Raw genomic sequence first — 21,404 nt, forward strand, 5'->3', positions numbered from 1 at the left:
GCCCCGCCGACCTTTCCAAAAACACCACACGCCAAACCCAAGGAGCCACTCCATGCCCAAAAAAGCCAAAGCCGCCAAACCGCAGGCGCCGAAATTGCCGAAGGGCGAGGCAGAGCAAGTGCGCATACGTCGCGAGCTCGGCCATGATTTCGCGCTTAGCGACGACGCCTTCGGCCGCAAGCGGCTGGCCGCCGGCACGGCTGAGGCGCGGCGCGTCTACGAGGTGTCGAATGACGGCTACACGTCCACCGGCGGCATCGTGCGGGTGCGCAATGTCGACCCGCTCGTCGGCATCACCTCGCTGTCGCGCCAGCAGCGCGAGGCCGGCCAGCGCTACCGCGAGGATTTCCAGTGCAGCCAGCAGGCGAGCGTGAAGCCGATGCGCTGGAGCGAGCGCGTCGATAGCGGCCGCCATGGCGGCGGCATCGCCGACAGCGTGCTCGACGCCGGCCGCGCGCATGCCGCCGCCACAAGGGCGCTGGGGCATTGGGAGGTCGTGGCGGTGGTGCGGCAAGTCTGCTGCGCGGGCGGCTCGATCAAGAGCCTGGCGGAGCAGACGGGCGAGGGGCGCGATGTGGTGACGAAGCTGTTGAAGGTGGGGCTCGACCTGCTGGCGGTGCATTATGGGATGATGATGGGGCGCGGATAGCGGCGCTGTCATCCGGGAGCGATGCGCAAGCGAATGTCAAAGGGCAATCCGGCCGGCATGGTGCCAGCCGGATCAATTCGCAAGTCAGTTCCTGCAGACGCGGACTGTTTCGATGACGCGATGGTGGTGACGCCAGTGCCTGATCACCTCGGTGTGACAGCGGCGATGGTACATGCCGTAGTAACGGTGATGGTACATGCCGTAGTAACGCGGCCGGTAGCCTTCGTCGTCATACATACTGTATCGGCCATAGTAGCCGTCGTCGTTGTAGTCGCGATGATGATGACGATATCTGGGAACGTAATAGTCGTCGTCATAGCCGTTGCCGATGCCAAGCGTGATGCTGGCGGCATTCGCCGGTGCAATCACCGACACGGCCGACGCAATCGCGATCACGGATGCGAGCAAAAGTTTCTTCATGACAACCTCCTCTTCAAGGTCTGCCTAATAAACGCCGCCGGCGCGGCCCTGTTCCCATGAAGCCGGTAAACCAATGTTTCTCACGGTGACGGCGACAGGCGGGGGAATGCGCAGGATCGAGCGCGTCGTCGGGATAGGCTGGCCAACGGGCAGGTCCCGCCCTTGGGGCCGCAAGGCCAATCCGGGTCTGCCAGGGCGCCGACTTAGCGCGCCCTCGCAACGCGGCGGCTCACGCCTTTTTCAGGAATTCGGTTTTCAGCACCAGGCCCTTCACCTGCTTGGTGTTGCATTCGATCTCGCCTGGATTGCCGGTGAGGCGGATGTTCTTCACCAGCGTGCCCCGCTTGATCGTCTCCGATGTGCCCTTGACCTTCAGGTCCTTGATCAGGGTCACGGAGTCCCCCTCGTTCAACTGGCTGCCGTTGCTGTCTCTCACGATCGGGTCTGTCATGTCTTTCTCTTCTGCGCGGGGCCGGGTGAGCGCGGGCTTAAGGCTTCGACCGCCGCCTCGTCAATGCGCTGCCGGGCCAAATCGTCGGGCTGTTGCGGTCAGACGCCGCTGTCTCGACCTCAAACCTAAGGCGCGCCGCGTTGAAGCTGGATCCACTTTTGCACGACATGCATTGGAGCGGGTTATCGTCCATGGAAAGGCCGACCCGCTCTATCTCTTTGTTTTTCTTGAAATTCCGAACGGAGAATTGCTCTAGAACAGCGCCTTCTCCAGCGGCCCCTCCAAGGTCTCGGCAAAGGCCGTCGCCAGATGATGCCGGTCACGAAATGCCAGTTTGCCTGATATGAACACGTGGCACTGTGTGGGGCCACAGAAGCGGTCGGTGAGGTCGACATAGCGCGTGTCGGGCACGCTCTTGACCACGGCGCGCTCTTGCGCCGCCGCGCCGTCATTGGCGGCCTCAGCCCGCGGCGTGTCGCAGCGCGAGGGCGCCTCGCGCCACCACAGGGCGCGCGCCACGCAGGAATCGGCGAAACTGTCGCCGATCGGCGTGTCGCGGATGACGGCGGTCTCGACGCCGGCCTGGCTGAAGGCATGCAGTGTGGAGCGCAGGCCGGCCTGCCAGCGCGCCGTCTCGGCCTTGCGGCCGGCGGCGGGCATGTCGCGCGTCAGATTGCCGATCGAGAATTCCGAGATCACCACAAGGCGCGGCTTGCGGCGGATGATGTCGGCGATCGCCTGTTCGCGCCAGGCGTCGCATTCGGTGTAGTCGCGCTTCAGCACGGTGTTGAAGGTCGACAGACGCGAGGCGCGGCACGAGGATTTGAGATAGGTGATCACCTTGGTGTCGTTGCGCCTGGCAGCCTCGACCAGCGGGGTCGACCAATGGTCGGCGTGCGAATCGCCGAACAGCACGATGGTGTGGGCGGCATCTGCCGGGCCGAAGGTGCAGGGTTTCGGCCTCACCGTGTGGAAGTCGAGCAGGCAGTTTTTGTCGGTGGCGCGCGCGATGGAGGGCTGTTCGGCGGCCTGTTCGATGCCGCGCTGGGCGGGGTCGATGTTGCGAGTCGCCAGATGCGCATTGGCATAGGCCGCCGCCACGCCCACGCCGGTCAGCGCCAGCGCGGGAACCAGAGCAATTCCGGGAAAAGTGTGAAGCGGTTTTCCCTGGGGAATTGCGGCAAAACGAACCGCACGCGCGCCCGCCGTCAGCCAGCCGGCGCGCCGTGCCGGGTTCTCGATCAAATGATAGGTGAGGAATGCCAGCGCCAGCGCCAGCGCGCCGCAGCCGAGGCGCTGGAGGACGCTGAGATCCGGCACCAGCATGCCGGCATAGACGATGACCGGCCAGTGCCAGAGATAGAGCGAATAGGAGAGCGTGCCGACCCATTGCAGAGGCGGCAGCGACAGCGCGGCGGCGGGCGTCAGGGCCTGCCGACGGGCCGGACCCGCTGGCTGCTGGTTGTGTTCTTCGCCCGCGCCGCTCAGCAGCAGCAGCACCGTGCCGGCCACCGGCAGCAGCGCGTACCAGCCGGGGAAGGGCAGGTCTTCGCTCAAGCAAAGATAGGCGGTCGCGATCAGCGCCAGGCCGAGCCAGCCCTGCGCTGTTCGCAGCCATGGCCGCTGTTGCCACAAGGCTGCCGGCGCCAGCGTCGCCAGCCCGCCGGCGGCGAACTCCCAGGCGCGCAGCGGCGAGAAGTAGAAGGCCCAGGCCGGCGACAGGCTGGTCAGCCACAGGCAGGCGGCGAAGGAGGCGAGGCCGGCGACGCCGATCACCACGACAGCCATGCGCCGACCCGGGCGCAGCCAGGCGGCCAACAGCAGCAGCGCCGGCCAGACGAGATAGAACTGCTCTTCCACCGACAGCGACCAGAAGTGGATGAAGGGGTTGCTCAAGGCGTCCGCGGCGAAATAATCGAACGACCAGCGCAGCAGCCACAGGTTGATGGCATAGGCCGAGGCGAACATGGCGCCGCGCGAATAGAGCGCCTGCTCCTGCGGCGCCAGGATGAAATAGCCGAGGCCAAGCGTCGCCAGGATCACGAACAGGGCCGCCGGCAAGAGACGCCGGGCGCGCCGCGCATAGAAGCGCCAGAGGTCAAGCCGGCCGGTCTCGGTGATCTCGCCCATAAGGTGCGTGGTGATCAGCCAGCCGGAGATGACGAAGAAGATGTCGACGCCGGCAAAGCCGCCGGGGAGGGCCGAGAGGCCGAAATGATAGGCCACGACGCCGCCGACCGCCAGCGCGCGCAATCCTTGTATATCAGGCCGAAACGATGCCGCCACGACAGCTCCTTCGTTACTTCAAGCCCGCCCCGCATCGCGGCCCTGGTCGGCCGATATCGCAATGCAATATTCTTTTCGCAGTGCAACATGGCCAGAACAAGGAAAGGATTGGAGAGGACGGCGGCTTCGCCGACCGACACTCAGCCCGGCACCCGCGCTCTGCGCGCGGCGTAGAGGCCTGCCGCTGCCGCGAGGATAACCAAAGCGGAGAAAATCGCCAGCTTCTGTGCTGTCGCGCCCTGCGGGCCGAAGGCGACGGCATACATGGTGCGGCCGGGAATGAAGGTCAAAAGCCCGGTGATGATGAGGCCGAAAATGTAGGTGCCCTGCATGATGCGGCGGTGGGCGGCAATGTTGCCGCCGCGCGCCGCGCGCACGCCACGCCACAGCATCACCAGCACCAGCAGCGACAGAAGGTGGATCGGGCTGAACGGCCCCCACAGCCGGATCGTCCAGATGAACAGGCCGGAGCCGGCGACCGTCGCCATCAGCGCCACCCAGACGCGGCCAAGCGCGCGGTGCAGCCGGTCGCCCTTGGTGCGCCAGAGCTGCGCGGCGCCGAGCAGCAATGCGGCGATGGCGATCAGCGCGTGGAGCTGGATGACGGGCGAGGCGTTGAATAAAGGGCTGAGCGACATCGATGTTCTCCGCGAGATGGCGGATTATCGCCGAGGGGGCGTTGAGGCGGCAAGGGTTTGCGGCGGCGACCGCTCAATCCGCCGTCCACAAAACAGCCCCGCGAACGGGGCTGCTTTTCAACGGTATGGAGGCATCGTCTACTTGCTGCCGCCGATCTTTTTCACGTTGCTGCAGAATTCCGGATGGGTGTTGGTGGGGTTGGCGTTCTTGACCTCGTCGGCGCAGGCCGTCATCATCATCTTCTGGTCTTCGGGTGTCAGTGCTTTCCAGGCCTTGGTGAACTCGTCATCGCTGCGCATCTTCTTCATGGTGGAGTCCGTGTAGAAGGGCTGCATCTTGGCCGGATCGTCGAGAGCGGACGTGCCGCTGCCGCCCGATGCGGCGAGAGCCGAGCCGGCGACCATCGAAAGCGCTATGGCGCCAAGGCAGATCATCTTGATTTTCATGATAGGATCCTTCCCTGTTGCTTTGTGATCGTCTAAGCAACGATCAAGGGCGTAACGGCAGTATTTGGGTAAAAGTTCCAAATTTCCGGGCAAAATGAGCTCTACTTTTCTAAAATATATTATACGAAAGCTTGAATATGTCATACGAAAGCTTGAAAATTTCCGAGCTTTCACTCATACGCACAAGCAAAAGCCCATTTTGTTGTCGAATAGCCACGCAGTAACCTGCCCCCCGTGGACCGTGGCCGGCGTCGAAGGTCGGTCGGACGTCGCAGCGTCCAGCGATTTCAAAACTTCCCGGCTCTGGGATTGTTCCGCGCCGTCAGCCCCAAAAAGGCCCCACCGGCAGGACCGGCGGGGCATTGATCGGAGGTCTGCGATCGCCCGCGAGGCGATCCCTAAAGCAACGGGAGCGGCATGCGAAAAGTTTCACCGTTCCGGCGCCGGCTGTCGCCGATGGCGGGTCTCAGCCGCTCATCTCGGCCTGACGCTCGCGGCCGTCACGTCGCGGCTGATGGGCGATCTGGTTGCCGGGCGCGACGATGCCGGTCGCCTTGTGCCCTTTGCGGCAGACCGATTCTGAGGCCGCATGTCTAAGATGCCTCTTCCTCCCGCCTCGGCTGGATCAGCGCACGCGCCGCATCCGCGCCCGCCGCCAGGATGCGGTCCGACAAATCCGTTCCTTCCACTGCACGGGCCAATTGAAGGGCGCCGATAAGCGCGGCGAATACGCCCAACGCCACGCCTTCGCGATCGCGGGTGCGCGGCGGCAGGTCCTTGGCCAACTGGTGCACCAGGGTCAGCAGCTTTTCGGTGTAGAGGGCGCGCGTCTCGGGCGATTGACGCGCGATTTCCGGCAACAGCGCGGCGGACGCACAGCCGGTCTGCGGATGATCCCGGTGCTCGGGCGACAGATACATCGCCATCACCAGTTCCAGGCCGCCTGAGGCCAGTGCCTGCTGCAATTGCTGCGACTGGGTTTCCAGTGCCGATGCCATGCTCTCGCGGACGAGGTCGGCCTTTGACTGGAAGTGCGGATAGAAAGCCCCGTTGGTCAGCCCGGCGTCTTTCATGATGGTTGCCAATCCGGACGCAGCGATGCCGTCACCGCGAAAACGGTTGGCGGCAACCTCCATGATCCGGCTGCGTGATGCGTCCTTCCGGCCCTTGTCATAGCGCATGATGGTTCCTTCTCATTTCACTATTGCATTATGATCATAATGTGATATTACAACCATAATGCAATCGCCGACCGCAGGCAAGACCTCTCATGTTTGGAGCCTTCGGAATGAACCGGAATTCGGGAAAGACCGCGATCGTGACCGGCGCCTCGTCAGGCATTGGCCGTGCCAGTGCGGAGATTTTGGCACGCGCCGGCTTCACTGTCTTCGGCACCAGCCGCAAGGCATCCAATCAGGCCTCGAACGGGATATCGATGCTGGTTTGCGACGTGACCGACGACGCGTCCGTCGCGTCCCTTGTCTCAACTGTCCTCGGCAAGACCGGCCGGATAGACCTGTTGGTCAACAATGCCGGTATCGGGCTGCTGGGAGGGGCGGAAGAGTCCTCGGTCTCGCAGTCGCAGGCCCTGTTCGACATCAACCTGTTTGGCGTCATGCGGATGACCCACGCGGTGCTGCCCTGGATGCGCCGGCTGGGCGAGGGGCGCATCGTCAATATAGGCTCGATCCTAGGGCTGGTCCCGGCGCCGTATTCGGCCCATTATTCAGCCGTCAAGCACGCGCTTGAAGGCTATTCGGAATCGCTCGACCATGAGGTTCGCGCTTTCAATATTCGCGTCTCGGTCATCGAACCGGCATTCGTGCGCACCGTCTTTGACCAGAACGGATTCGAGCCCGATTCCGTCAAGAAGGAATATGATGAGGCGCGGGCCGGTGTCGAGGCATTGCTTCGCGACGTGATGCCCAAGGCCGATCTGCCGGAGGTGGTGGCGAAGGTGGTTCTGCGGGCTGCGACCGACCGGAATCCGCTGCGGCGCTACACCGCCGGCAAGGCAGCGCGGCAGGTAAGCATGCTGCGCCGGTTCGCGCCGACAGCGATGTTCGACAAAATCTTGCGCAAGCAATTTCGCCTGCCTGTCTGAACGAAGCCGCGGATTTAACAGCAACATCGCCGATCTTGTCCGGCGACCGACCACACCTTGCGGCTTGGCCGTTCGTGCCGGCCACAGAAAATCATTTTTGGAAAGCGACCATGATGAAAGCCTTTGTTGTCGACAAGTATCAAAAGAAGGGCGCCCTGCGGCTCGCCGAGATGCCGGAACCCGAGTTGCGGGACAATGATGTCCTGGTCGAAATTCACGCCGCCGGGGTGAACCTTCTCGATTCCAAGCTTCGGGACGGGGAGTTCAAGCTGATATTGCCCTATCGCCCGCCGTTCATCCTGGGCCATGACGTGGCGGGGATCGTCGTGCGGGCCGGATCGAAAGTCCGCAAATTCAGGCTCGGTGACGAAGTCTATGCGCGGTCGCGCGACGGGCGGATCGGCACGTTCGCCCAATCCATCGCCATGGATGAAGCCGATGTGGCGCTGAAGCCAAAAAACCTCAGCATGGAAGAAGCCGCCTCGATTCCGCTGGTGGGCCTGACCGCCTGGCAGGTGCTGGTGGAGACAGCCGGGCTGAAGAAGGGCCAGAAGGTGTTCATCCAGGCCGGCTCGGGCGGAGTGGGGACCTTCGCCATCCAACTGGCGAAGCATCTCGGCGCGACCGTCGCGACGACGGCGAGCGCGGCGAATGCCGATCTGGTGAAAGGTCTGGGAGCCGATATCGTCATCGACTACAAGAAAGACGATTTCGAGAAAATCCTGCAAGGCTACGACGTCGTCCTGAACAGCCAGGACGCCAAAACACTGGAGAAATCCCTGCATGTGCTGAAGCCGGGCGGGAAACTCATCTCCATTTCCGGCCCGCCGGATCCCGAATTTGCGGGAAAGCAGAAGCTGAACATGGTCCTGAAGCTGGTGCTGCGCCTGCTGAGCCGCGGCATACGCAGCAAGGCCAGACGCGCCGGTGTCGGCTATTCTTTCCTGTTGATGTGGGCGCAGGGCGATCAGCTGGGCAAGATCACGTCGCTCATCGAATCCGGCATCATACGCCCCGTCATCGATCGGACCTTTCCGTTCGAGAAGACCAACGAGGCATTGGCCTATGTCGAAGCGGGGCGTGCCAAGGGCAAGGTCGTCGTCAAGGTCAGGTAGAGACAGCGTTCGGCGACTATCTCCTTGTTCTTTTGCGCCATTACGGATGGACGGTCGTTGCTTCAGCCAGCCGGCGCCGTCTCGATCTCCTGGAGATAAAACACCTTGCTCGGCTGCAGATGGTCGACGCACAGCTGCGCCAGCACCCAATTGTCCCGGCGCTTCAGCGCCTGGATCATCATCGCGTGGTGCTGACGCGAGATGTCGAGCTTTTCCCTGTCGGCCAGCGAATTGGCCCGCACCGGCAGGCTGAGGCGCATATAGTGTTCGATCGAGGCGACGAGATAGGCGTTGCCGCAGGCCGAGAACATGGTCAGGTGGAAGCGGTCATTGGCCTCGTGGATGCCCCTGAGATAGCCTGCATCGACATGGCCGCTGTAGATGCGGTGGATCTCCTCCAATTGCGCGATCAGCACCTCGGTGACCGGCAAGGGGATCATCAGCGCCGCCTGGCGCTGCAGCATTTCGCGCACTTCGTAGATCTGCCGCACTTCCTCCGGCGAGAGCCGGCGCACCATGGCCCCCTTGTTGCGCTCGCGCGTGACGATGCCGAGCTTTTCCAGCTGGTACAGCGCCTGGCGGATGGTGTGGCGCGAGACCGGGAAGCGGGCCAAAAGGACATCCTCGACAAGGCGCGTGCCGGGCGCCAGCCGGCCGAAGATGATGTCCTCCTCCAGCGCATGCACGGTATCGGCTTCCTTGCCGCCATAGTCGAAGCTGTTGAGCATCGCGAATCCCTGTTAGCCCGGGTCAACGTCCGTTGACCCGGGTCAACGTCCGTTGGTTCGGACGGCACTCTAGCCTTCGCGCGCAAGGCTGGCCACAAGCTGGTCGAGGCGCGGGTCATCGAGGCTGACGAGCCCGGTCATCCGCAACGTCTGCCTCAGGCCGATCCTGCCGACCTCCCGGCGCATGATGACCTTTACGCAGACCGGCCTCGTTCCGGTCAGGACGAAGGCGTTGCCGACCAGGACCGGCTCCGAGAACGGCGCCCACTGCACGGCAACGATGGATGGCTCGCCGGTCTGGCGGCGGTTGATGCCGGCGAAATAGATCCAGTTCAGCTGCGAGATCGCCACGCCATAGTGCCAGCCCGGCGCCCGCGCCCCGCTCCGGCGGAGGCCCTCGGCCCAGCGGGTGACGCGCCTGAAGGTCACCAGCTCGGCCTCGCGCCGCACGAAGGTGACCGACCGCATGACAAGGTCGGGACGGTCCGGAACCATGAAGTAGGTGAAGTAGGTGCCGCCGGCGATGGCCGGAGCCGGGCCGCGCACCATGTTCTCGTAGAGCGCCTGGTGGATTGGCAACAGGGCTTTGTGTCCAGGCGCGGGGACTTCCGGCGCGCGGTACAATTCATCCTCGTCGATGCGGAAATAGGCGCAGATCAGCCTGGCCGTGGCCCGGTTGGGCACGCTCTTGCCTTGCAGATAGCGCTCGAACTGCGTGCGGTTCATGTTCAATCCGCGGCATACCGCTGCCACCGACGCATGGCTGCTGACCAGCCGTCGCAGATTCGCGGCAAGATTCCTGCGAATTGGCACGACACCGCCCCTCGACAGCCGTTCGAACCATTATTCAAGCAATCGCTTATATTGCGACAATCTCGCACAACATCGCGGCGCCGCGAATGGGACCTTGGGCCAATAGTGCGCGGCGGCGCGGAGCAACGGGATAATCCTTATTCAGGTCAGGAACCATTGCGTGCGGCCGGCCGTTGGGGCGCACGGAAGGGACATCCGAAAATGACGGACAAGCAAGAGAAACCACCTGCCGCGACGGACGAGGTTGTTCGCCGTTTGGTCGACAAAACCGGAATCACCGACGCGCAGGCCCGCGAGCTTGTCGCCTTTCTCGGGCCGAACAATTGGACATCGCTGTTGCGCGAAGCGCGGATATTGAAGCCGAAGGGCCCTAAAGCCGTATGAAGTCGGCAAGGCCCAAGCGCATCCTCTGGCCTTCCGCGAAGGCCAAGGCAGAGGATTCAATCTCAAAAGATCGGGTTAGGTCCTGGTCTTCCTCGACCACGCGGACGAACCATTCGCCGCAGGCCTCGATCACTTCCACGCAAGGGCAAACCTTGCCGTTCGGCATTGCGTTATCCATCGCAACCTCCCTAGAAAGCAATGGGGAACGTCGATTTCTATAACGCTCGTCCGAAGCCGTTTTCAACATCAAATGTGAAGGCGCGGCCAAGCCAGGCGCGCCGCGATTCGACTCGCTATTTCCATAGGAAAGCGTAGGCTTACGGCGTCGTCCGTTCTACACGGCATACGGATGCTTGGTAGCCAACTCAGGTGCTCCCGCCCTCGACGCGGAGACTGAAATGGCTGAGGTCCACTCAGACAGTAGGGTAACCGCCTTGGACTGCGAGATCCTTCGCGGCGCCTTCCGAAAATCGGTCGCGGAAAATCGCATCGCGGAACGCGAATGGCGCATGCACGCCAAGCTGCTGGCGCGCGAATTGACCGGGCTTGACGATATCGATCCGGACATTCTGGACTGGATCGTACGCAAGTAGACTTTGCCGGCCTTCGCTTTGCGGGCGGTTACGCACTTTCGGAGCGCACGGTCTCCACCAGAAGCGCTCCAGCCGGAAGTGGACGCAACAGTTCGGCCTCCGGCTTTGCCAGGTTGATCCAGGCCGCCCAGTCCGCGGGCTGAAGAACCACGACCTGGCGATTGTGGTAGGGCGCGATATCCGGCCGCAAATGAATAGGCCGCCGGTTCGAACGGCGGCCTCCAATTGTCTTTGGAAAAGCGAAGAACCTTAGAGGTTCTTGTTGATGGCGGCGGCCGTCTTGTTGGTCGCCTCCTTGACGGCGGACTTGGCGTCGCCGACAGCCTTTTGGACTTTACCCTTGGCCTCCTGTGCGGCGCCTTCGGCGCGCAGGCGGTCATTGCCGACCGCCTTGCCGACGCCTTCCTTGGCCTTGCCAACGGCCTGATTGGCGAGACCAGAGGCCTTGTCACTTGTGCTTCCCATGGAATGTTCCTTTTTGCGAATTGTCTGCCTGACCGGCGAGGACCAACGTCGCTTTGTTGCGAAGGTTCCTCATGCCATGGAGTGCGCAGCAAAACGAAAAGGCCCGCCACCGACGCGAATCGTGACGGGCCTTCTGGAGTAGGTCGGGCGTCCCACCGCCCGGCCTATTGCAAAACCTGTCAGGGGGACGATTGTTCCATCACGACGAGACGCGCGTCGGCCTGTGGGCTTTCCGGATCAGTCAAATCTCCCGCCACCAAGCGGGTGTGCCCGCCCCGTCAGTTCCGGTCCACCGGCTTGGAGCGCATGCGCGAGACCGTTTCGCGCTCGGCGCGCTTGGAGCGCAGCGGCGGCAGGCCGCGATCGATCAGGTCCATGTCCTCCAGCACCATGTCGCCCATGCGCTTGAAGGCGATGTCGAGCGCGCCGGCGCGGTGGGCCGAGCGCAGGAAGCCGGGCAGGGTGCGGACCGGATGGTCGCTCGCCAGCGGCTCTTCCGGGAAGACGTCGCTGGCGGCGACGATATGGCCGCTCTTCACCGCCGCCATCAGCGCGGAAAAATCGACGACGCCGGCGCGGCTGAGCAGGATGAAGGCGGCGCCCCTGCGCATGCTGGCGAAAGCGTCCGCGCCGAGAAAGCCCTGGTTCTCGGAGGTCACCGAGGCGACGACGAAGACGAAGTCGCTCGATGTCAGCACCTCGTCCAGCGAGGCCGGCTCGACGCCGTTGTCGATCAGGATCGACGGCGGCAGCCAGGGATCGAAGACTTTGGTGCGGGTGCGGAAACCCGTCAGCAGCCGGTTCAGCGCACGGCCGAGATCGCCGAAGCCGATGATGCCGACATTGGCGCCGGAAAGCAGCCGCGCCGTCTGGTTGCCGTCGCCGCCCCACAGCTCCTCGCCGCGGCGGAAGGCAAGGTCGGCATCGACGATATCGCGGGCAAGGTTGAGCGCCATGGCAAGGCCAAGCTCGGCCACCGGCTCGGCGAAGACCAGGCCGGTGGTGACGACATGGATGCCGCGCACGAACAGCGTCTCGTAAGGCATGTTGTCGAGGAGGTTGGATTCGACATTGAAGACGCAGCGCAGCGCCGTCATCCGACCCAGCGTCTCGGAAGAGATCGGCGGCTGGCCGACGATATAGCGGGCCTGCGCCAGCACGTCGTCCGGCAGTTCGGCGACGTCTTCGGCCGTGGTCTCGACGATGCGGTATTTCGCCCGAAAGCGCGCCAGCTGCGGCGGCGTGAAGATCAGCTCCAGCGAGCGCGGTTCCGGCGCGCTGATCACCAGCGGCAAATCCTTGTTTGGCACGACGATTCCTCCCGACGCGATCCCGACGCCGCGCATTCTTGCTTTGCCCAAGTCATTGCCCCAAAGCCGTATTACATTTTGGGCGACATGTGGCTCTGCCGCTAAAATACCGCCGATGAACCGATTTACAACCGAGAAAAATCGATTTACTCGTTTCTCCAGCGGACAGAAATGCCTCTGTCTGCGCCTCGGGAGGAGGAGCAATGGCGCACAGGCAGGACCAGCAACGGCGTGCGTCGATCCACGACGTGGCCAGCCGCGCCGGCGTGTCGGCGGCCACCGTCTCCAAGGTCATGGCCGGCGTCACCACGGTGAAGCCCGAGAATGCGCAGCGCGTCTTCGACGCCATCGAACAGCTTGGTTACCGCGTCGATCCGCTGGCCTCCGACATGCGCCGGGCCAAGCGCCGCATCATCGGCGCCATCATGCCGGAATTCGAAAGCGAGTTCTTCGGCCAGATGGTCACCCAGCTCGAAAGCCTCGCCGAGCAGCGCGGCTACACGCTGGTGGCGGCGTCGAGCCGCGAATCCGAAGCGCGCGAAACGGAAATCCTCGCCCGCATGCATGACTGGCGGGTCGCCGGCGTGGTGCTGGCGCCGGTGCGCAACGAGCACGGCCCGGCCGCCGCCTTCATGAAGGCCAACGGCATGACCGGCGTGCTGATCGACCGGGTGCTCTGCGACGATGCCTTCGACACGGTGTCGGCCGACAGCGCCGCGGCCAGCGCCGAAGTGGCGCGCGAACTGATCGGCAAGGGCCACCGTCACATCCTTGTCGTCGGCCTCGGCGAGCAGGCGGCGACGGTGCGCGCCCGTCTCGACGGATTTCGCACCACCGCGCTGCACCTGGCGCCGGATGTGCGCATCGATGTCGTGCTTGCCGAAACCGATGTCGAGCCGCTCAGGGCGCAGCTGCGTGACTATTTCGACAAGGGCGAATTCGACAGGGGCGAAGGCCGGGGCAAGCGGCCGACGGCCGTCTATTCGCTGTTCCTCAAGGGCACGCTGGTGGCGCTGTCGGAGTTCCGGCGGCGCGGCTGGCACTGCCCCAACGACATTTCGCTGGTCGGCTTCGACGATGCCGAATGGATGCAGGTGACATGGCCGGCCATCGCCGCCGTGGTGCAGCCGGTGCGCCAGATCGCCGGCCACGCCATGGCGGCGCTGTTTGCCCGGATCGAAGGCGAGGAGGGGCCGCCGACGGCGCGGCTCGAACCTTGCAAGGTTCTGATGCGGGAATCCGTTGGCTCGCCAGCCAACGGCCCGCATTCCGCAAACCCGCGATAGCCGCTCGGCGACGACAGCATCGCGACCGCGCACGATCACAGAGGCTGAGATGAACACTTTTGGACTGCACACTTTCGCCATCGCCCCGGTCTGGGACCTCGACCTGATCGAGCCGCGGATGGAGCGGCTGAAGGGCCTCGGCATCGGCCTGCTCGAAATCCCGTTGCTGCGTCCCGAAGAGATCGACACCAGACGTACCCGCGCGTTTGCCGAACGCTGGAATGTCGAGCTTATTCCATCGCTTGGCCTGCCGGCTTCACTTGACGTTGTGGCACGGCCGGACGAGGCTTTGGCCTTTCTCGAACCGGCCTTCGGCGTCTGCCAGGCGGTCGGCAGCAGCGCCCTTGGCGGCGTCACCTATGGCACGATCGGCAAGACGTCGGGACGGGCGCCAACCGAAGGCGAGATCGACGGCATGTGCCGGTTCCTGGTGCGCGCGGCCAAGGCCGCCAAGGCGCATGGGCTCAGGCTCGGCATCGAGCCTGCAACCGCTACGAGACGCATCTGATCAACCGCGGCATCGACGCCGCGCGCATCATCGAACGCGTCGGCGCCGACAACATCTTCATCCATCTCGACACCTATCACATGCATATCGAGGAGGAGAGTTTCGAGGCCGGCTTCAGGGCCGCGGCGCCCTATCTCGGCTATGTCCACGTCTCGGAAGCCAATCGCGGCGTGCCGGGACGGGGCATGCTCGACTGGGCGGCCTGCATGAAGGCTATCGCTGACATCGGCTACTCCGGCGCCATCACGCTCGAAAGCATGAATCATGTCGATGTCGACATCGCCGGCGGGCTCGCCGTCTGGCGGCCGGTGGCGGAGAACCCGGACGATGTGATCGGTGTTGGCCTGCCGTTCCTGCGCGAGGCGGCGAGGAAGGCTGGGCTGCAATTGGGGTGAGGGTTTCCTCGGATTATGTGGCCCGCCGCGTAGGGCGGCGGATGCAAGCAACAGCATCAAAGCGTTCGCGCGTTGTAGGCCTTTGAGGCTGGCGGGACAGCCCCCTTCGGCCTCTTAGCGCTCGTTTGCTACCAGTTGCTGCGCCCGCGATCACAAGGCCGGCGCGCTTCCCTTTCTCCCGAGGGAAAGCAGAAGGCAAGACGCCTCTGCCTTCGATGGCGGGAGAAAGCGGAGGACCCTCACGCCATTCCGGGCTCCCGCCGCGGTCCCAAATGGCGCATCTTGCGGCCGATGATCATCAGCTGACGCGCCGTGTTGTTGCGCAGGCGCCGCACGCGCCATTCCAGTCCGGTCTCGGTGGTGATCTGCTTGGCGTAGAAGCTCACCCGCATGCCTGCCTTATCGGAGGCCACCTTGACCGGGTCGTCATAGAAAGCGCCGATCTTGTCGGCCGCCATGCCCGGTGTCTCCAGCCAGCGCGGAATGTGAACGGAATGGAGCTGATCGACATCGATCATGACCCGCCCGATGCCGACGCCGGGCGTCGGGCATGTCGTGCTGAATGCGTCGCCGATGAAGACGACCCCGTCGCGGCGATGGCCTTGTGTCGTGGTCAGACTGACCTGCCTGACCTCGACCGGGCTCGCCACCTCGAAGTTGCCGCATTGCGCCGCGATCTCGGGCATGAGCTCGCGGAGCATTTTCTGCGGATCGGCGCGGAAGTCCCGCGTCCATTGTTCGGCGACGGTGCGATAGACGAACATGTTCGCGCGCATCTTGTCGCCGATGGGAAAGACGGTGAGATAGGCGACACGGTCAGAGGCTCGCTTGCCGTAGCAGGTGACCGCCCCAAAGGCGCAGTCACGCCGCGCAAGAGCGAGGTCGAATCCCATCGACAGCGAATGCGCCTTCGACAATTCGACGCGCTCGACGCCGATGGTGCGCCGCACCGATTCGCTGTGGCCGGTGGCCACCACCAGCAGCCGGGCATCGATGACGCCGCCGTCGGCCAGCACAAGCCGCTGCCGGTCTGGTCCGGTCGAGACCTCGGCCACCTTGCCGACGGTGATCGGCACTTGCGGCGGCAGTGCATCGCGCAGGCCGTTGATCAACCTGCCATAGGAAAATGCGTACTCCCACTTCTTTTCGCGGGCGAAGAATTGACCGAGGCGGAAGACATCGATGTCGGTAAACCGGGTGACGAGCGGCATGACCATCTTGTCGATGCCGAGCTTCTCGAACAGCTGCATTTGGTCCGCGCCGATCTTCTCGGCCCGGAACTCGTCATGATGAACGCGGTGCGGATCGATCAGCGCCACCTTGCGGCCGGCGTTTGCCAACAGCGTTGCCAGGGTGGTGCCGGCCATTCCGGCGCCGATGATCGCTACGTCGACTTCGGTCGGGCCAGCCGCGGCGGTGGTCATGTCTTTGCCTTTCTGCTGGTCATCTAGCGCCTGTCATAGTCCGCAGTGGAAATATCTTCCGGCCCCATATCAACCTCAAGCAACCAGCGCGGGTGGCCGGTAGTAACGATTGTTTACGTTAACGGCGAACGCTTCTGTTTCCAGCGCGGCGCGATCGCCGAGCCATCGATGAACTCCAGGCCGCCCGCTTCGTTGAGCGTGTGCAGCTTGCGCCCATTCCATAGCGCGCCAGGAGTTAAGATGGTCTCGACGACTTGCTCCATGCCGTTCAAATCAAGGTGAGCGACGCGTGCGATGCCAAGGGCGGCGCCATAGCTCCTGCGGCAATCCTGCACCGGACGCAGCAGGTCGTTGCCGCGCCTGACCATGCGGCCGGCCGGCCGCGCCGACGCGATGTCGACCAGCACGGGGTTCTTGGGATGCGGCGTCCAGGGGCCGCGGAAGTCGGGCGCCGACCACAGATGCAGCGCATCGGAGAAGGCGCCGCCGCCGCCGTCCCGGACAGTGGCGAACAGCCACCAGCGCCCGCCATGCTCGACCAGAGTGGCGTCGCTGGCGATGACGTCGGACAAGAGCGTCGCTTCCTTGACCCATCCGCCGGGAAAGGCGGTGGCGCGGTAGAGATCGACGGTGCGGTTTGCGCAGCTTTCCGGCACCATCCAGACCTCGCCGTCGCGCTCGAAGACGAAGGGGTAGGAGAGGTGGTAGGGCAGGTCGAGCACAGGCTCGGGATGCCCGATCGGCCCCGACGGACCGAACGGCACGGCGGAGATGATGGCCCGGCCGAGACGATGGATATAGTCCTCGACGAACAGGGTCACTTGTCCCTGGTACAGGATCGGGAACGGATCGGCGTAGAAGCGGCTGCCGTCGTCGGGCAGCACCTGCCAGCCGGTTGCCGGATGCGCGCGCAGATCGAACAGATCCTGCCCCTTGGTCTCGCGCCAGCCGACCTTCCAGTGGGGGGCGTTGTAGCAGAGATGGTAGATCTTCTGGACGATGCGCCGCGCCAGCGCCTTGCCCGCCCTGATGCCGAGCTTGGTGGTGGAGGGTATCGGTGGCGGGCCACCGGTCTGCGCCGGTTCGGGCAGCACCGGCAGGGCGGCCCGCGCCGCACCATTCACTGCCGAGGGGGGCATTGCCGCGAGGATCAGGCTTGCGGTGCGCGCCAGCATGTCCTGGAAAGAGGCCAGCGCGATGCCGCCATATTCGGTGCCCAGGCGTCCTTCGGCGACGGTGGCGCCGCTCTCCTCGATGCGGGCAATCGGCGTACGTCCGTCCAGGATCAGCGCCAGCAAGGCTGCTTCGCCGGCGGCGCCGTCATAGGTGACGCGCCAGACCCGCGTTCCTTCCAGGTTCACGTCGCCGCAGAGGTCGATCACCAGATCGGCAGAGGCGGGCGGCTGCGTCCGATAGGGTGCCAGCGCCGACAGCGGCTGGCGCTTGGCCAGCCCGTCCGCCGGCAGGCCATGGATGGCTGTCTCAAGCTGGAACAATGCCGCGGCGCTGCCTGGAATGCCGCTTCCGGCCGGCCTGGCATCGACGGACACCTCGACCTGGGCCAGTGCCGCCAGGCGCTGCGCCAGCAGCAGATGAAAAGCACGGACGCATTCGCTGTCCAGGCGCAGGCTCACTTGCATGTCGCACCCCTAGAATCTTCATCGGTGTCTGGCCGGTGTTCGAAAATAGGGCAGGAGAGATGGCCGCGCGGATGGTCTGGACTGATATGCTGCCCCATTTCCATCCGTCTCCTGCTCACCAGCGCCCGTGTCGACATGCACGTGCCTTTATTAGGCAAACTCCGTGCCAAAAATCAGAAGAGCTCTCAACATAATTAACAGTGTTTTAACAGTTGGAGGAATAGCTAGGTCGAAGCTGCAATTTACACTTGCAGGCACACGGAGTGTTGTCGGAGCGACCTTTGCAATCATCCCTGCTCTCGTTGCCGCAACAACCCGCTCCGGAGGCGATGCAATATGCGCCGGAGCCAGTGCCGACGGCGCCCTATGCATCCTCGACCGTCGAGCTGGGTGACGTGAAGCGCATATTGGTGCGCCGCCGTTTCCTGATCCTCCTGACCGCCGCGCTGCTGACCCTCGGGGCGCTGGTCTATGGCTTGATGACGCCGGCGCTCTACAGCTCGGTGGCGGAAATCCTCATCGATCCGCAAGACCTGCAGGTGGTCACCAACGACGTCAATCCGAGCCGCGTTCCGCCCGATGGCGGCATCACCATGGTGGAAAGCCAGGTCAGCGTCGTCCAGTCGACGGGCGTGCTGCTGCGGGCCATCGAGGCGACCAACCTGACCGAGGATCCGGAATTCAACGGGCAGGGCGGATTGCTGGGCCGCCTGCTCGGCGGCGTGCTGGGCTCGGGGTCGGCCGAAACCGACAGTACGGGCAAGACGCTCGACGCGCTGCGCCGGCGGCTGGCGGTGAAGCGTGCCGACAAGGTGCTGGTGCTCGACGTGATCGTCACCGCCAAGAGCGCCGACAAGGCGGCGAAGCTCGCCAACGCCATCGCGCAGGCCTACCTGGCCGACCAGGCGAGCGCGCGCGCCAAGATGGCCACGGACGCTTCCGATTCCATCACCGCGCGGCTGGAGGAGCAACGCAAGCGCGTGCAGCAGGCCGAGAACGCCGTCGAGGCCTACAAATCCGCCCACAACATGGTGATGGCGGCGGGCAATCTGGTCAGCGACCAGGAACTGACCGAGATCAACACGCAGCTTTCGGCGGCGCAGAGCCGCACCGCGGCGCTGAAGGCGCAGGTCGACCAGTTGCGCCGCTCCGGCGGTGCGCCGGACGCCACTTCGGAAGCCATGCGCTCGTCGGTCATCTCGAGCCTGCGGGCGCAGGAGGCGACGCTTGTCGACCAGGTCTCGCAGCTCGGCACTGAACTTGGGCCGCGCCACCCCTCGATGATCGCCGCCCAGCAGCAGCTGCGCGACACGCGCGCCCTCATCGCGCGCGAACTCGGCCGCATCAGCGCTGCCGCCGAAACCGACTACGAGCGGGCGCTGGCCAACCAGCAGGCACTGGAGGCCAAGGTCGCCGGCATGAAGAGCAAGTCGCTCGACACCGACCAGGCCTCGGTCAGGCTGCGCGAATTGCAGCGCGACCTCGAGGCGGTGCGCTCGGTCTACGCCACCTATCTGCAGCGGGCGCAGGAAACGCGCGAGCAGATCAATGTCGACAGCACCAATGCGCGCATCATCTCCAACGCCATGCCCGCCTTGAAGAAGAGCTGGCCGCCCTTGCCGCTGCTGGTTCTCGGCGCCCTCTTCGGCGGGCTGGGGCTGGGCACCGCGCTGGCGCTGATCGCGGAATATTCCTCGCCGACCGTGCTTTCCAGCGCGCAGATGCAATCGGCCATCGACGCGCCGGTGTTCGGCGTGCTGCCGGCAAAGGCGGGCAGTGGCCGCCGCTGGTGGCCTTTCGGCGGCGGCGCCGCCGCGGCCGGCCAGAAGACGGATGCGGTCGCGGGCCTGGCGCTGAGGCGGCTGTTCGCCTCCAGCCGGCGCCCGCCGAACTGGCCGCTGGTGCCGTCCATCCTGCTGACGTCGCCGCCGGAAGACGCCGCGCATCGCGGCCGGGTGGCGCGGCTGCTCGCCAATGCCGCGGCCGCCAGGGGCAGCCGCGTCCTGTTCATCGACACCAATGCCGGCAGCGGCAAGAAGGAGCCGCAGCCCGGCCTGCTCGACGTGCTGCGCGGCGAATATGCCTTCGAGGCACTTAGCCAGCACACCCCGGGCAGCAATGTCGCTGTGCTGGGCAGGGGCCGGCAAAAGGCCGTCTTCTCCGAGGCGCAGGGCGTCTATTTCACGCAGCACATGCTGGCCCAGGCAGGCCGCAACTTCGATCTCGTCGTCGTCGACGGCGGAGCGCTGGCCGATAATCTCAACGCCTCGCCGCTGGTCGCCATGGTCGACGAGATCGTGATGGTCGCGACGCTGAACTCGACGCCGATGCGCGACGTCACGGCGGCCTCGCAGGCCATTTCCGTCATGGGGCGGCTGCCGACCGGCGCCTTGCTGGTCGACGAGGCGGCCTGACATGGCCGCGACCGGGACCGCCACCCGGACGGCCAACCCGGCAGTCGGCTGGGCCGGTTCGGGCCAAGCCCCCGCCCGCGCCGGCGATACCGTCGACTGGGTGACGCGCTTCGGCCTGGTCATGACGGTGGCGTTGCTGTTCGCCATCTCCGGCGGCATGCTGTGGCTGGTGGGCTACAATTACGATGGCCTGACCGGCAACCCGGCGACCAAGATCCATCCGTCGACCTATCTGCTCGTGCTGGTGTTTGCCTGGCGCGCCTGCACCTTCGGCAACCCGGTCGGCTATATGGTGGCCGTCGCCGACCGGCGGCCGGCCAGCACGCTGATGGCGGTCATCTCGATCGTGCTGCTGGTGGTCGTCGTCGTCAGGCAGCGCCCCGGCATGGCCGGCATGATCGACACTTTCGTGGCGCCGGCGCTGCTGGTGATGATGCTGGCCGAGGACGACGAGAAGACATTTGCTCGGATGCAGACCGTCGTTCACGCCATCATGACCGTGAACGCGCTGCTCGCTCTGTTCGAGTTCGCCACCAAGACGCTGCTCTTCCCCTATCGCCTCGACGGCGAGGTGTTCATGAGCGACCTGCGCTCGACGGCGCTTCAGGGTCATCCGCTGTCCAATGCCACGGTCACCTCGATCTATGTGCTGGCGCTGCTCTCCGGTTCGAGATCCCTGTCCATGCCGCTGCGGCTCGGACTGATCGGCCTGCAATTTGCGGCCCTCGTCGCCTTTGGCGGCCGCTCCGCTATGGTGCTGACCATCGTGCTCGGCGGCTGCTACCTGCTCATCCAGGGGCTGCGCGGCTTGCGCTCGGGGCGCGTCAACCTGCTTGGCGCGGCGCTCGGCCTGATCCTTGCCGCGCTGGTGCCGGTGGTCATCGCGGTCGCGGCGGCATACGGCTTTTTCGATGCGCTGCTCGAGCGCTTCGTATCGGACTCCGGCAGCGCCAATGCCCGGGTCGAGATGTTCGAACTGTTCAAACATTTCGAACTGCGCGACCTGATCGTGGGGCCTGATATCGACCTCATCGAAAGCCTGCGCCGCATCAGCGGCCTCGAACAGGGCATCGAGAACCCGGTCATCCGCATGGTGCTCTACCAGGGCGCCTTCTTCACCTTGCTGTTGTTTGTCGGCTTCGCGCTGTTCATGCACGAAGTGGCGCGCCGCTGCCATGCCGGCATCTGGCTGCTGATGCTGGGCTGGCTGATCCTGCTCAACACCTCCGAAAGCCTGGCGTCGAAGACGACGCTAATGACCAAATTCGTGGTGATCGCGCTGGTGCTGTACCGGCCGGCAAGGGGTGTGGTGAGGACGAACAGGTCGCGGTGAT

Annotated in this window: 23 protein-coding genes and 1 pseudogene; 10 read left to right on the plus strand and 14 right to left on the minus strand. The window is 64.6% G+C overall.

Going from position 1 to position 21,404, the window contains the following annotated elements; genetic code table 11:
* Positions 1 to 52: 52 nt before the first annotated feature.
* Positions 53 to 649 carry a DUF6456 domain-containing protein gene (locus CK228_RS22295; protein WP_095776032.1) on the plus strand — a complete coding sequence of 199 codons (597 nt, stop codon included), beginning with the start codon at positions 53 to 55 and terminating at the stop codon, positions 647 to 649.
* Positions 650 to 733: 84 nt separating this feature from the next.
* Here the strand turns inward: CK228_RS22295 and CK228_RS22300 are convergent, their stop codons facing one another.
* The 6 genes from CK228_RS22300 to CK228_RS22330 all read right to left on the minus strand — a co-directional run bounded on the left by CK228_RS22300 (position 734) and on the right by CK228_RS22330 (position 6,072).
* A complete protein-coding gene (locus CK228_RS22300) occupies positions 734 to 1,069 on the minus strand; it encodes a hypothetical protein (RefSeq protein ID WP_095789251.1) in 336 nt (111 codons plus the stop codon).
* A 229-nt stretch (positions 1,070 to 1,298) separates the two neighbouring features.
* Positions 1,299 to 1,520: an alkylphosphonate utilization protein gene (locus tag CK228_RS22305; protein WP_095776030.1), complete on the minus strand. Its 222-nt coding sequence runs from the start codon at positions 1,518 to 1,520 to the stop codon at positions 1,299 to 1,301.
* 252 nt (positions 1,521 to 1,772) lie between these two features.
* Positions 1,773 to 3,806 (minus strand): acyltransferase family protein, encoded by a 2,034-nt coding sequence (locus CK228_RS22310; protein ID WP_095789252.1) that lies wholly within the window; start codon positions 3,804 to 3,806, stop codon positions 1,773 to 1,775.
* A gap of 140 nt (positions 3,807 to 3,946) precedes the next feature.
* On the minus strand, positions 3,947 to 4,444 hold the full coding sequence (locus tag CK228_RS22315) for a DUF2306 domain-containing protein (protein WP_095776028.1): 498 nt from the start codon (positions 4,442 to 4,444) through the stop codon (positions 3,947 to 3,949).
* A 138-nt stretch (positions 4,445 to 4,582) separates the two neighbouring features.
* Positions 4,583 to 4,891: a hypothetical protein gene (locus tag CK228_RS22320; protein ID WP_095789253.1), complete on the minus strand. Its 309-nt coding sequence runs from the start codon at positions 4,889 to 4,891 to the stop codon at positions 4,583 to 4,585.
* Positions 4,892 to 5,484: 593 nt separating this feature from the next.
* Complete coding sequence (locus CK228_RS22330) at positions 5,485 to 6,072, minus strand: TetR/AcrR family transcriptional regulator (RefSeq protein WP_095789255.1); 588 nt, start codon at positions 6,070 to 6,072, stop codon at positions 5,485 to 5,487.
* Positions 6,073 to 6,179: 107 nt separating this feature from the next.
* On the opposite strand from CK228_RS22330, the gene CK228_RS22335 reads away from it, so the two are divergent.
* Together CK228_RS22335 and CK228_RS22340 are read left to right on the plus strand one after the other, a co-directional pair.
* Positions 6,180 to 6,995: an oxidoreductase gene (locus CK228_RS22335; RefSeq protein WP_095789364.1), complete on the plus strand. Its 816-nt coding sequence runs from the start codon at positions 6,180 to 6,182 to the stop codon at positions 6,993 to 6,995.
* Positions 6,996 to 7,108: 113 nt separating this feature from the next.
* Positions 7,109 to 8,110 carry an NADP-dependent oxidoreductase gene (locus tag CK228_RS22340; protein ID WP_095789365.1) on the plus strand — a complete coding sequence of 334 codons (1,002 nt, stop codon included), beginning with the start codon at positions 7,109 to 7,111 and terminating at the stop codon, positions 8,108 to 8,110.
* Positions 8,111 to 8,172: 62 nt separating this feature from the next.
* Here the strand turns inward: CK228_RS22340 and CK228_RS22345 are convergent, their stop codons facing one another.
* A complete protein-coding gene (locus CK228_RS22345) occupies positions 8,173 to 8,838 on the minus strand; it encodes a GntR family transcriptional regulator (protein ID WP_095775064.1) in 666 nt (221 codons plus the stop codon).
* Positions 8,839 to 8,907: 69 nt separating this feature from the next.
* Positions 8,908 to 9,651 carry a helix-turn-helix transcriptional regulator gene (locus CK228_RS22350; RefSeq protein ID WP_095789256.1) on the minus strand — a complete coding sequence of 248 codons (744 nt, stop codon included), beginning with the start codon at positions 9,649 to 9,651 and terminating at the stop codon, positions 8,908 to 8,910.
* A gap of 201 nt (positions 9,652 to 9,852) precedes the next feature.
* On the opposite strand from CK228_RS22350, the gene CK228_RS22355 reads away from it, so the two are divergent.
* On the plus strand, positions 9,853 to 10,035 hold the full coding sequence (locus CK228_RS22355; RefSeq protein WP_095789257.1) for a hypothetical protein: 183 nt from the start codon (positions 9,853 to 9,855) through the stop codon (positions 10,033 to 10,035).
* On the opposite strand, the gene CK228_RS22360 is transcribed toward CK228_RS22355, so the two are convergent.
* A complete protein-coding gene (locus CK228_RS22360) occupies positions 10,022 to 10,213 on the minus strand; it encodes a hypothetical protein (RefSeq protein WP_245438093.1) in 192 nt (63 codons plus the stop codon). The genes CK228_RS22355 and CK228_RS22360 overlap by 14 nt on opposite strands.
* 220 nt (positions 10,214 to 10,433) lie before the next feature.
* Between CK228_RS22360 and CK228_RS34845 the strand changes: the two genes are divergently transcribed.
* Positions 10,434 to 10,628 carry a hypothetical protein gene (locus tag CK228_RS34845; RefSeq protein WP_142878311.1) on the plus strand — a complete coding sequence of 65 codons (195 nt, stop codon included), beginning with the start codon at positions 10,434 to 10,436 and terminating at the stop codon, positions 10,626 to 10,628.
* Between the two features lie 28 nt (positions 10,629 to 10,656).
* On the opposite strand, the pseudogene CK228_RS35860 reads toward CK228_RS34845, so the two are convergent.
* The 3 genes and pseudogenes from CK228_RS35860 to CK228_RS22375 all read right to left on the minus strand — a co-directional run.
* Positions 10,657 to 10,812 (minus strand): annotated as a pseudogene (locus CK228_RS35860) (SOS response-associated peptidase); the annotation flags it as partial.
* A 65-nt stretch (positions 10,813 to 10,877) separates the two neighbouring features.
* Entirely contained in the window at positions 10,878 to 11,093 is a 216-nt protein-coding gene (locus tag CK228_RS22370; RefSeq protein ID WP_095789258.1) for a CsbD family protein, read from the minus strand.
* 278 nt (positions 11,094 to 11,371) lie between these two features.
* Entirely contained in the window at positions 11,372 to 12,403 is a 1,032-nt protein-coding gene (locus CK228_RS22375; protein WP_095789367.1) for a hydroxyacid dehydrogenase, read from the minus strand.
* A gap of 203 nt (positions 12,404 to 12,606) precedes the next feature.
* Here CK228_RS22375 and CK228_RS22380 point away from each other — a divergent pair, with 203 nt between their 5' ends.
* From CK228_RS22380 to CK228_RS35870, 3 genes are read left to right on the plus strand one after another with little or no spacing between them, the layout of a single operon-like run.
* The gene (locus tag CK228_RS22380) at positions 12,607 to 13,689 is read left to right on the plus strand and encodes a LacI family DNA-binding transcriptional regulator (protein ID WP_095789259.1); all 1,083 of its coding nucleotides are present in this window, start codon (positions 12,607 to 12,609) and stop codon (positions 13,687 to 13,689) included.
* A gap of 49 nt (positions 13,690 to 13,738) precedes the next feature.
* Positions 13,739 to 14,197, plus strand: a complete 459-nt coding sequence (locus CK228_RS35865; RefSeq protein WP_245438094.1) for a hypothetical protein — start codon at positions 13,739 to 13,741, stop codon at positions 14,195 to 14,197.
* On the plus strand, positions 14,107 to 14,592 hold the full coding sequence (locus tag CK228_RS35870) for a TIM barrel protein (protein ID WP_245438095.1): 486 nt from the start codon (positions 14,107 to 14,109) through the stop codon (positions 14,590 to 14,592). Before CK228_RS35865 ends, CK228_RS35870 begins: the two co-directional genes overlap by 91 nt.
* Before the next feature lie 239 nt (positions 14,593 to 14,831).
* Here CK228_RS35870 and CK228_RS22390 read toward each other — a convergent pair whose 3' ends face one another.
* Both CK228_RS22390 and CK228_RS22395 read right to left on the minus strand, forming a co-directional pair.
* Positions 14,832 to 16,016: an NAD(P)/FAD-dependent oxidoreductase gene (locus CK228_RS22390; protein ID WP_095789260.1), complete on the minus strand. Its 1,185-nt coding sequence runs from the start codon at positions 16,014 to 16,016 to the stop codon at positions 14,832 to 14,834.
* A 113-nt stretch (positions 16,017 to 16,129) separates the two neighbouring features.
* The gene (locus CK228_RS22395) at positions 16,130 to 17,656 is read right to left on the minus strand and encodes a formyl transferase (RefSeq protein ID WP_095789261.1); all 1,527 of its coding nucleotides are present in this window, start codon (positions 17,654 to 17,656) and stop codon (positions 16,130 to 16,132) included.
* A gap of 329 nt (positions 17,657 to 17,985) precedes the next feature.
* Between CK228_RS22395 and CK228_RS22400 the strand changes: the two genes are divergently transcribed.
* On the plus strand, positions 17,986 to 20,070 hold the full coding sequence (locus tag CK228_RS22400; protein WP_095789262.1) for a Wzz/FepE/Etk N-terminal domain-containing protein: 2,085 nt from the start codon (positions 17,986 to 17,988) through the stop codon (positions 20,068 to 20,070).
* 1 nt (position 20,071) lies between these two features.
* Complete coding sequence (locus CK228_RS22405) at positions 20,072 to 21,403, plus strand: VpsF family polysaccharide biosynthesis protein (RefSeq protein WP_095789263.1); 1,332 nt, start codon at positions 20,072 to 20,074, stop codon at positions 21,401 to 21,403.
* The last annotated feature ends 1 nt before the right edge of the window (position 21,404 follow it).

It is taken from the genome of Mesorhizobium sp. WSM4312 (assembly GCF_002294875.1).
Taxonomy (GTDB): domain Bacteria; phylum Pseudomonadota; class Alphaproteobacteria; order Rhizobiales; family Rhizobiaceae; genus Mesorhizobium.